General features: G+C 46.7%; 6 protein-coding genes. All 6 read left to right on the forward strand.

From position 1 onward, the window contains the following. Positions 1-2: 2 nt before the first annotated feature. A complete protein-coding gene (locus AB0L18_RS20370; protein WP_367389166.1) occupies positions 3-410 on the forward strand; it encodes a transposase in 408 nt (135 codons plus the stop codon). Then, entirely contained in the window at positions 407-1,408 is a 1,002-nt protein-coding gene (locus AB0L18_RS20375) for a transposase (RefSeq protein ID WP_367389167.1), read from the forward strand. Before AB0L18_RS20370 ends, AB0L18_RS20375 begins: the two co-directional genes overlap by 4 nt. Before the next feature lie 138 nt (positions 1,409-1,546). Beyond that, positions 1,547-2,524: a DUF368 domain-containing protein gene (locus AB0L18_RS20380; protein ID WP_367389168.1), complete on the forward strand. Its 978-nt coding sequence runs from the start codon at positions 1,547-1,549 to the stop codon at positions 2,522-2,524. After that, complete coding sequence (locus tag AB0L18_RS20385; RefSeq protein WP_367389169.1) at positions 2,521-3,303, forward strand: shikimate dehydrogenase; 783 nt, start codon at positions 2,521-2,523, stop codon at positions 3,301-3,303. Before AB0L18_RS20380 ends, AB0L18_RS20385 begins: the two co-directional genes overlap by 4 nt. 16 nt (positions 3,304-3,319) lie before the next feature. Then, complete coding sequence (locus AB0L18_RS20390; RefSeq protein WP_367389170.1) at positions 3,320-4,540, forward strand: proline dehydrogenase family protein; 1,221 nt, start codon at positions 3,320-3,322, stop codon at positions 4,538-4,540. Positions 4,541-5,028: 488 nt separating this feature from the next. After that, entirely contained in the window at positions 5,029-11,166 is a 6,138-nt protein-coding gene (locus tag AB0L18_RS20395) for a gliding motility-associated C-terminal domain-containing protein (protein WP_367389171.1), read from the forward strand. Positions 11,167-11,380: the final 214 nt, after the last annotated feature.

Here is an 11,380-nt window from a genome sequence, read left to right on the forward strand (position 1 = left end):
AAATGAAGTCAACGAATAAGGTTAATCGGCCCAAAAGGCGTCGTAATTACAGTGAAACCTTTAAAAAAGCGCGAGTTAAGGACTATGAAGAAGGTACCTTTAGCGTGGCCCAGATAGGTCGTTTATACAGCATCCATGTAAATATTCTGTACCGCTGGATAAGTAAGTACAGCTCGTACGATCAACAAAAAGCGATAATAGTGGAAGTACCAAATTCCCAGACGGAGAAGGTTAAATTGCTGGAAAAGCGGGTGGCTGAACTAGAACGTTCTCTAGGTCAAAAACAAATTAAATTGGACTACTATGAGAGCTTTATAGAGGAGCTTCGTGAAGCAGGAATAGATGTTGAAAAAAAAAGTGGTTTTACGACTCCCTTGTCCGGCTCTTGTCGAAATACAGATCAGAAATGAAGAGTCCAAGTAATGAACAAGTATATGCTGCACTAGGTACTTCGCGTCAATCGCTGTCGCAATATTTACGTCGGCGAGCGGATTATCAGGACGGGGTGTATTCAGCGGAAGCAATGCTGTTGACACACCGTGCAGATCACGGAGGTTTGGGTCTTGAAAAGGCCTACTATATGATCCAGCCAGAAGGACTAGGTCGCGATGCATTTATTCGAGAGATGACTCTATTGGGTCATTCGCTGGAACGAAAAAGGAGCTACATTAGAACTACGAAGAGTGGTGGTTTACGGTATCCTAATTTAGTTAAGTTGCTTACTATCATAGGTTTAAACCGAGTTTGGCAATCGGATACGACTTACTATCGCCTAGAGGACAAGTATTACTATCTGACGTTTATCATAGATGTGTATTCCCGGCTTATAGTGGGCTATAGCGTAAGTGATAACCTCCGAGCTAGAGCAAACATAGAGGCTCTGAAAATGGCCTTTCGTTTGCGTCGTGGTATGGATTTGAGTGAACTGATCTTCCACAGTGACGGGGGCTCCCAGTATCGCAGCAATGACTTTATAGAAGTATTGAGGTCACGAGGAATCAGTTCTAGCATGTGCATTACAGCATTGGACAATGCGTACGCAGAGAAGCTCAATGATGTGATCAAGAATGAATACCTTGAGCACTGGCCAATCAGAGATTATAGAGCACTGAGAAGGTACGTGAAGAGGGCTGTAGAGAACTACAACAAAGTGCGTCACCATAGTCAGTTACCGCTGCGAATTGCACCTTTGGGATTTGAATGTTATCTTGAGGAGAGTAAGGGGCAAAGACCACCATCGTTGTTGATACGAGACGGCGAAGCAAAAGAGTTGGAATACCAGCCAATGGCGGCTCAGAATCTGACTTATCCCAGTAGCGGAGCTTTTGATGGGACAAGTCAGATTCTGCCCGCATTTGTTAAGCTTGGTTTGCCAAAAGAAGATGGACAACTAGCACTCAGCTTTTAAGTAGAATGATTGATAAACCTGTCAACGTTATTTAGGGAAGGTCAACAAACAACCATCAACAACCAACCATCAACCCAACCCCTACACTTTTCCACCCTTACACCATCATCTATTTCCAAATTCTCCTACCTTTGCGCCATGCAAAAAACACTAGCACATTTCGCCCTGATTTTAAAGGGGGCCGCCATGGGAGTCGCGGAAACAATACCCGGGGTATCTGGGGGGACAATTGCATTTATTACGGGTATCTATGAGCGATTGCTCGAGAGTATTAGTAGCTTTCTACCGGCCATTCCGCTTTTGCGAAAGGAAGGATTAGGAGCCTTCTGGAACAAAATCGACGGCAACTTTCTGCTGCGATTATTTGCCGGGATGGTGTTAGGCATCCTGGTTGGTGTCTTTGGAATGTCTTATCTGCTGGAAAATTTTCCTTTGCCAGTTTGGGGCTTCTTTTTCGGATTGATTGCGGCTTCCGCTATTTACATTGGCCGCAAAGTAGAAGGGTGGGGCTTGCCTACCATTTTGGCTCTATTAGTGACGGCAGCACTTGCTTATTGGGTAACCATTGCAACACCAGCGCAGGGTAGTGATGGCCTTTTATACATTTTTGCTTGCGGAGTCATTGCCATCTCAGCTTTGATGCTGCCTGGACTTTCAGGGAGTTTCATGTTGTTGCTCTTGGGAATGTATCAATATATCCTCCACGAAACACTCAAAGAAGGAATTTTGGAGCAGCATGACCCAGGAGCTGTTGTAACGCTGGGTATTTTTGGATTAGGTTGCCTAGTGGGAGTATTTACTTTCGCCAAGGTTTTGTCCTGGCTTTTTGATCATCATCGCGATCTGACGATGGCTGGCCTGACTGGGTTTATGCTTGGAAGCCTCAACAAAGTATGGCCTTGGCAGCAAGTAATGGAAACACGAATCAATAGCAAGGGAGAAGAGCAGGTCTTGTTTTCTAATAGCGTCAGCCCTGGCGCATTTGGACAACTGACCGATAATTTCTTCTATGGCAACGATCCTCAAATTTTACCAGTCATCCTCTTGATGTTGATTGGCTTTGTAACCATATTCGCAGTGGAAAAAGCAGGTAGCAACAATCCTTCTGCCGTATGATGACTTATTTTGGCCTCATTGGTTATCCTTTGTCTCATTCCTTTTCCGAGAGCTATTTTACGGAAAAATTTTCCCAAGAAGGCATTGCTGATCGCTTCCGTTACGAAACTTACCCGCTCGCTCAGCTCACAGAGCTACCCGCTTTGATTGCTAGCAAGCCTGGTTTGCTAGGCCTCAATGTGACCATTCCATACAAAGAAGCAGTGATGGCTTATCTGGATGAATTAAGTCCAGCTGCTGCTGAAATAGGAGCGGTGAATACCATTCTTTTTAAAGACGGGAAAAGCATTGGTTACAATACCGACGTAATAGGTTTTCAAGACAGCCTGGATGCTTTTTTGATGGCCAATGGTGGCCCTGCCAGCAATGCACTCATCCTGGGTACGGGAGGAGCAGCCAAAGGAATTGCCTGGGTATTGCAAAATAAAGGCGTCCATTTTGATCACGTATCCAGAACCCCCCTGGCGGGACAATTATCTTACCAGGATTTGAATGAGGAAATATGCTCAGGTGTAGATCTCATTGTCAACACCACGCCATTAGGAATGTCTCCAAATATTGAAACTTGTCCTGATATTCCGTATCATTGTTTAGGAAAAGGACATCGCCTCTATGATTTAGTCTACAATCCCGCTGAAACCCTGTTTCTTAAGCAAGGCCGAGCACAAGGTGCAGCAACCCTTAATGGCTTAGCCATGTTACATGGACAGGCTGAAGCCGCTTGGTCGATTTGGACAAACCACGAAGATATCGCTAGAAAAGATGAAGGAATTAGGTAAACCTGTGCCCAAAGACATGGAGAAAACCCAAGCCATCGCCGAAGGCATGGTAGGAGAGGATATTTTGCAAATCAATTTTTCTAACACGGAAATTGCTTTTGCTCACAAGACCGATGCCGAGCTGAAAAAAGCCGCGTGGCTCTTCAAAATGATGAACAAAGCCTGGTTGGTCAATATGGGGTCAGAATTGGGCTTGTTGGCCATTAGGTTGCGCTTGCCTTTCGTAGAGACCATCGTCAAGAACACGATTTTTGAGCAGTTTTGTGGCGGCACAACCCTGCTGGAAAGTATGCCCTCCATTGACCAATTGGCCAAATTCAATACCTTGACGATTCTCGATTATGGGGCAGAAGCAAAAGAAACAGAAGAGGATTACAACCATACCATGAAGGAGACGATTCGGTCGATTGAGTTTGCTAAACACAACGATTTCGTCCCGGTAGTGAGTGCCAAGATCAGTGGCTTGGCGCGCTTTGGATTGCTAGAGAGCCTCCAGAAAGGAGAACCTTTTACCGACGCCACCCGGCAAGAATACAAAGTGGTCCTCAAACGGATGGATGCCATCTGCCACGTAGCTTGTACCCATGGGGTAGGGGTGTTTTTTGATGCCGAAGAAAGTTGGATTCAAGACAGTATTGACCACTTGGTGACGGTAATGATGCGGCGTTACAATCGTGAGAAAGTCGTAGTGTACAATACCTTCCAGCTGTATCGCCACGATCGGCTACAGTTTTTGTTTGATTCCTACCAATTGGCAAAACGGGGAGGTTATAAACTGGGGGCCAAAATGGTACGTGGTGCCTACATGGACAAGGAACGTGAGCGTGCAGCCGAGTTGGGTTATCCTTCGCCTATTCAGCCCAACAAGGAGGCTACGGATGATGCTTTTAATACCGCCATCCGCTTCTGTGTGGATCACTACGAAGAAATTGGCTCTTGCAATGCTTCTCATAATGCAGCTAGTGCCCGCCTTCAGGCCGAGTTGATCGTAGAGAAGGGAATTCCTCGTAATCACCCTCACTTGAACTTTTGCCAACTATACGGCATGAGTGACCACCTGACGTTCAACCTTGCAAAAGCAGGGTTCAATGTAGCTAAGTATGTAGTTTACGGACAGGTGAAAGAAGTTGTTCCTTATTTGATTCGAAGAGCCCAGGAAAATAGCTCTGTGACAGGAGACATGAGTAGAGAGCTAGAGTTGGTCACCAAGGAAGTAAAACGCCGGGGGCTTGCTTAATCAGGATAAATATTAAGAGTCTTTTATATTTGATATTTATTCGGATATTTTCTTTTTCTATTAATTAAAAACTATATTTGTATTCCTTTACAAGCATAAACGCCGGGGAGATACTGATCATGGTATACTCGTCCTGCTTGCATACTATGTATTCTACACTCGCCTTGAAATTCACAAATGAAATGACTTAAAGGTTGTTTCAGCTTGTGCAGTCCCGTTGCCTCAGTTATTGGAAAGTTTTTTACTACCTGAACATGTTCAGACCCAAACAGTATTGTTTTATTCTCAGGTAGTATTAGCAACACTTGGTGTAATAAATTAAGACTTCGCGCAAGTCTGAAAACTCTTTTTTGCGCATAAGAAGTAGCTTTGGATTTTGCGAATTACACTGTTATTATCCCATGAACATACACTCAGACTTTGGTCTTTTATTAGGGTTGGCCTGATGGAAGGAGATGACTTCTACGGAAGCAAAAAGGAAGAAAGGTATGTTCAACTATCTACAAAAAAAAGGGGTCTTGTTCGCGTGTATTTGTTTGGGCCTTGCTCCAGCTATTGCTTGGGGGCAACCGTGCGACGGACAAGAAGGTGCGCTTACGGATACACCGATACCGGTTTCGGAATCAAGTGCGAGTAACCCTGAGGCACATTGTTTTTACTTTCGCTTTGACAGCGATATTACCGGCTGGCCCACCGGTATCACGATGGATTTGTGGCATGAATACGAAGGCGACCTTGGTATTTTTGTCGAAGCCTGTGGACAACGGCTCAATATCTTGCAACGCCCCGGTGCCGTTGGCAATTGTGATGCTGATTGTGCCTTTAATATTCCTGATGGCGACTGTGGAAGTAGTGCCATCATTGGTACCCAAGCTGCTCCTGAAATCATCACTTTTTATGATACGGGTACCGAGCCTGATAACGGCATTTCGGCTGGAGGTAATTTCGGCCTTACCATGGATGATGCCTGTGGTGTAGGTACGCTAGGGGTGAATTCTTTCGTTGATCTATGGAGTAATTGCCCCGAGGGCTTGGTCGAAGCCGAAATATGCTTCACCGATCACGCAAGCCTCCACCAAGGCTACGTTTCCAATCTCAATTTCATCTTCCCTAATCCCTACGTTTGTGGGTGTATGGATCCCAATGCCATCAACTTCAACCCGGATGCCAGTGTCAGCAGTGGGGATTGTTTTTATGAGTGTCAGGATTTTGGGGTCGAAAATCTAAACCCTCTGATCAATGCTTGTGCTGGAGATACTGTCACCCTTTCAGTTACCGCGGCATTAGCGAGCAATCCTACCTTTGAATGGATTGGCACGGGATTGGGCACCGACTATTTAGAAAACCCCAACAGTGCTACGACCCGCGTTTTTCTGCCCCAGGGCTTTTCAGGGAATATTACCTATACCTGTACCATTACGGATCAGTACAATTGCCAGGAATTTGCCTCCACGCAAGTCATGGTAGCCGCCGGACCTACGGTCAATATTGCTGGCGAAACCTTTGTGTGTGGTACCGACAGTACCCAACTGATTTTGGAAGGTGGCCCTTTCCAGAGTATATTATGGAGCAATAATGCAACTATGGATACCATCCTTGTTGGTGCGGGAACCTACAGTGTAACGGTGATGGACGGAGGTGCTTGTGCGGCAACAGATGTGGTGGTGGTCAACGCCTTTGCTACTCCTTCGGTAGTGATCAATGGTCCTGATACGATTTGTGCAACGGATAACGCCCTATTATTTGCCGATACCAGTTTCGTCAGCTATCAGTGGTCCAATGGCGATACACTTTCCTTTACAAACGCACAGCTACCAGGCGATTACATGCTCGAAGTCGTAGACAGCAATGGTTGTACGGCACGCGATACCTTTACGCTGGCACATTACCCCTTAACTCCACTCACCATCACGGGCCCCTCTACTTTTTGTGTAGATGAAACTGCTATGTTGACCGCATCAACTGGTTTTGTGAGCTACCTTTGGTCGACGGGTGATACCACGATGACCATTGAAGTCATGCAGGCAGATACCCTACTTTTGCTGGCTGTAGACAGCAGTGGCTGTTCGGTTGAAGCATCCTTTATCATCGACACCCTGACACTTCCTGTGCCCATGATCACAGGGCCAGGTAGTCTTTGCCCTGGCGACGCTACTACGCTCAGTGCTACTCCGGGGTTCGCAAGTTATCTTTGGTCAACGGGTAGTATTAACAGCTCCATCATGACGGATACTGCGGGCGTTTACCAACTGACCGTTGTCGATTCAGCAGGTTGTTCGGCCTCAACTACTTTTGGATTACTAGCGGCATCTGTACCCTCACCCGAAATTGTGGGGGATACGGTTTTCTGTATTGGTGATAGTACGCTTCTTGCTGTTGACCCTGTTTTTTCAACTTACCTTTGGTCTACCGGAGACACGACGGCACAAGTGTTTATCAATCAGCCCGGTAGCTATACTGTTGCGGTGACCAATGCAGCGGGCTGTCTGGGTGCAGATACGGTTATTTTAACCAATTTTGTACCTGAACCGGTTGTCATCAGTGGGCCTACTGAAATTTGTCCTGGAACGAGTACTACGCTCACTGGTCCAGCTGGATTCACGGATTATTTGTGGTCTACTGGCGCAACAACAGTTGCTATCTCTGTAGATGCTGCTGCTGTTTATGAATTATCCGCAACCGATAGCAATGGCTGTCGGGTGAGTGGTAGCTTTACGCTTTCAGCATTATCTTCTCCCAGCGTGAGCATTACAGGTGTTTCGGAAATATGCGTGGACGGAAATGGCCAATTGGCTGCTACACCAGGTTTTGTGAGTTACCTATGGTCTGATGCCAGTGAAACGGAGACCATCACAGTGATGGATGCCCAGGTTTATGGCGTGACGGTGACGGATGATTTTGGCTGTACAGCGACTGCCAGCCAGGAAGTTAGTTTCTCTATTCCTGAAATTAGCATTGATGGGGAAGATAGTTTCTGTGCAGGTGGAAATACCAGCCTGTCGGCAGACGGAGCTTACGCAAGTTATCTGTGGTCAACGACCGAAGAAACACCAAGTATCACGGTAGATCAAGCAGGCACCTATTCCCTTACCATTACCAACGATTTGGGCTGTTCGGCGGAAGCCGATCTACAGGTAAGCATTGACACGCTGCCGACCCCCTCGATTACGGGTAACCTCAGTTTTTGCGAAGGTGTAACATCGGTGCTGAATGGTGGGGCCGGATATGTCAATTACGACTGGTCCACACTTCCCAATGGCGCACAGTTGTTGACCATCAACACGGGTGGTACTTACGGGCTAACGGTGACCGACGGAAATGGCTGTACCGGGGAAGACATGGTCGAGGTGACGACATCCCCTTCGCCTTCACCTACGATTATTGGCGAAACAGGATTTTGCCCGGGTGATACCACCTTGCTAAGTAGTGGCGAAACCTATGCCCTCTATTTTTGGAACAATGGTGATACAGGGCCTCAAACCATGGCTTTTACAGAAGGCATCATAAGACTTACCGTAATTGATGAAAACGGTTGTGTAGGTACCACTGCCGAAGTCGTCGATGAATTTTTTACCACCGATCCACAAATCAATGGTGAATTGCAATTTTGCGTAGCTACCACTACCGAGCTGACGGTAAGTCCGGCTTTCGAAACCTACCTTTGGTCGAACAATGATACAACGCCGACCACAACCTTTAACATTCCTGGTACCGCAGGCGTGACGGTTACGGATAGCAATGGTTGTGTTACCAGTAGTGTCGCCGACCTGAGCCTCTTTCCTGAAGGAACCTTGGCCATCGTTGCTCCGGCCGGATTCTGCGCCAATGAAAGCGCAACCCTGAGCGTGACGGGAGATTTCGTCAATTATCTCTGGTCGACAGGGGAAACAACCAGCGAAATAAGCGTTACAACCGATGATCCCTTAAGCGTCACCGCAATGGATGCCTTTGGGTGTACTTATAGCAGTGATGTTGAATTAGAAATGTATCAGCTCCCCGAGCCCGCTATCGTAGGAGAGCTTAGTTTCTGTGATGGTTTTCCTACCACACTGGGGGTCTCAGAAAGCTATAGTGCCTATTCTTGGTCGACAAGTGCGACCACCGAGACAATCAGTGTAGGGATGGCCGGGCCCGTGAGCCTGACGGTGACGGATAGTAATAATTGCGTAGGCACCACTCAGGTCAACGTAAACCTGGCACCAGGTTTGTTACCTCAAATTGCTGGTGACCAAGGACTTTGTCCAGGTGAAACCACCACGCTTTTTGTTACGGAGGAGTTTGCTACCTATACCTGGTCGGATGGGAGTATGGAAAACAACCTTTTGGTTGATGCTGCGGGTACGTACACCGTTTCTGTAACCAATGCCGCTGGCTGTAGCGGTGAGGTTGCAGTGGATGTACAAGGATTTAGTGGAGCGACGGTAGCGATTGATGGAAATACTTCCTTCTGTGAGGGGGAGAGTGCTTTGCTTACGGCGCAGGCTTCTTCTAGTGGCACTTTTTTGTGGAATACTGGAGCCATGAGTCCCGAATTGGAGGTAGATGCTGCTGGGGACTACAGCCTGGTGTTTACGGATAACAATGGTTGCGAGGCTAGTGCCATGCTATCCGTAGAAGTGTTGGCTTTACCTCCGGTTGCCATTGTTGGACCGGACGAATTTTGTGCTGGCGGTTCTGCGGACTTGATGGTATCTTCTGGTTTTGCCAACTATCTCTGGAGTACGGGAGAAATGGAACCAAGCATTACTATCAACACCGCTGGCCCAATAAGCGTAACGGTAACGGATGACCAAGGCTGTCAGAATGAGGACTTTACCAGCGTTACCGAAATTAACCTACCCTTGGCCTTTGCCGGGGAAGACAATACCCTGGATTGTGATACAGAGATGGTCGTATTGGGGAGTCAAACAACTACCCAGGGAGACACCATTTCCTACCTTTGGTCAGGGCCAGGAATCAATAGCAACAACCAGGGAGAATTATCGCCCGAGGTGGACGAGCCAGGACAGTATACGCTATTGGTGACCGATGAAGCCAATGGATGTTTGAGTGTTGTAGACACTGTGGAAGTATTCCTGATGAACGAATTACCGACGATTGCGTTGGCCGTAAACGATACGCTGGATTGTATTACCAATTCCGTATTACTTGACGGAAGTGGTTCGGCGACTGGGCAAGCCTTCACTTACCAGTGGCTTGATCCTAATGGCGAAACCATTGAGACGGCAACGAGCTTGAGCTTGGAGGCCACGACGCCCGGCCTCTACACCCTAATCGTCACCAATGAACTCACGGCTTGTGTAGCGCAGACAGACGTAGAAGTGGAAGAAAATAGAGATCATCCAAGTATTTCCCTGGACGGAGACAACCAACTCAATTGTCTGGTCACTGAGGTAAGCCTTACGGGAACGATCACTAACCCCTCCGCCAACCTACAGCAGCTGTGGACCACCGCGGGAGGAGTTATTGTAGGGAATCCGTCTGCATCCTCCATCGTAGCTAATGTTCCTGGGGTATATGTTTATACTGTGACCGACAATGCCAATGGCTGTGCAACCGCATTGTCCCTGGAGGTCATGGAGGATGTAGCTGTTCCCACAGCGATTACCAGTGACGCGGCAACGCTATTTTGCAGTGAGGAAACTTTGACGATCAGTGGTCAGGGAAGTAGCGAGGGCAGTGAGTTTGCTTACCAATGGTGGGAAGCCAGCGCTCCTATTGCTGGAGAAAACGATCTTGCCTTGACGGTGCAAATGCCCGGAACTTTTACCCTTGTCGTTACGAATACCAATAATGGTTGCACCGCAAGTGCCGCTGTCGTCATCAATGAAGATCCTGATGCTCCACAAGATTTTGACTTGGTTTTTGATCCACCAACTTGTGCCGGAGAAACCGACGGTAGTGTTACGGTCAGTAATGTCAGTGGTGGTCTGAGCCCTTACGTTTACAGTTTTTCAGGGCAACCTTTCAGCACCAGTACAAATTATAACAATCTGGGTGCAGGAAGTTACACCATCGTCGTGGAAGACGCCAACGGCTGCCAATTATCGACTGTTGCTGAACTGGAGGACGGCAACGACCTGACAGTTGAATTAGGAGAGGACCAAACCATTGAGGTGGGTGATGAGGTAGATATTTTCCCTTTACTAAGTATTGATTCTTTACAGTTGCAATCCTTGACGTGGAATACACTCGCCTCTCTTAATTGCCCTGAATGTCTTTATCAAAAAGACATTACCTTATTTGAGTCCACACAATTTTTCTTAACGGTCACGGATGAGAATGGTTGTACAGCAAATGATGCAGTCACCATTTTCGTCCGAATCAAGGAAGGCATCTATGTACCTAACATATTTTCACCTAATGGTGATGGCGATAATGATGTCTTCTACATCTTTTCCGATGATAATACCATTGAAAAAATTAACTCATTTCGGATTTTCGAACGTTGGGGTAGCCTGGTTTTTGAAAGGACAGATATCCAACCCAACGATCCAAACGTAGGTTGGGATGGAACTCACCGGGGGGAAACATTAAATCCTGCCGTATTTGTCTGGTTTGCAGAAGTTGAATTGAAAAATGGAGACCTAAAAGTTCTGAAGGGAGATGTTACATTGATTAGATAAATTTTAATATGTAGCCTAAGTTGCTGCAATAATGCTTGTTATAGCAATTATCGTCAATGAACGGACTTTATTTTATTTGGTTTTTCTTTTTTTCCTGAAAGAAAAACCTACTTTTGTAACACAGCGAACCTATAAAAGAAGATGAAGTCAGTTATTTCCAAATAATTGGCTAGTCTTAAGTCTTACTTCTTTAGCTGAGTTAATAGTGTATTAG

It is taken from the genome of Lewinella sp. LCG006, assembly GCF_040784935.1.
Taxonomy (GTDB): domain Bacteria; phylum Bacteroidota; class Bacteroidia; order Chitinophagales; family Saprospiraceae; genus Lewinella.

Coding starts and splice junctions, on each gene's coding strand:
- AB0L18_RS20370 (WP_367389166.1), top strand. CDS start 3: ATGAAGTCAACGAATAAGGTTAATCGGCCCAAAAGGCGTCGTAATTAC.
- AB0L18_RS20375 (WP_367389167.1), top strand. CDS start 407: ATGAAGAGTCCAAGTAATGAACAAGTATATGCTGCACTAGGTACTTCG.
- AB0L18_RS20380 (WP_367389168.1), top strand. CDS start 1,547: ATGCAAAAAACACTAGCACATTTCGCCCTGATTTTAAAGGGGGCCGCC.
- AB0L18_RS20385 (WP_367389169.1), top strand. CDS start 2,521: ATGATGACTTATTTTGGCCTCATTGGTTATCCTTTGTCTCATTCCTTT.
- AB0L18_RS20390 (WP_367389170.1), top strand. CDS start 3,320: ATGGAGAAAACCCAAGCCATCGCCGAAGGCATGGTAGGAGAGGATATT.
- AB0L18_RS20395 (WP_367389171.1), top strand. CDS start 5,029: ATGTTCAACTATCTACAAAAAAAAGGGGTCTTGTTCGCGTGTATTTGT.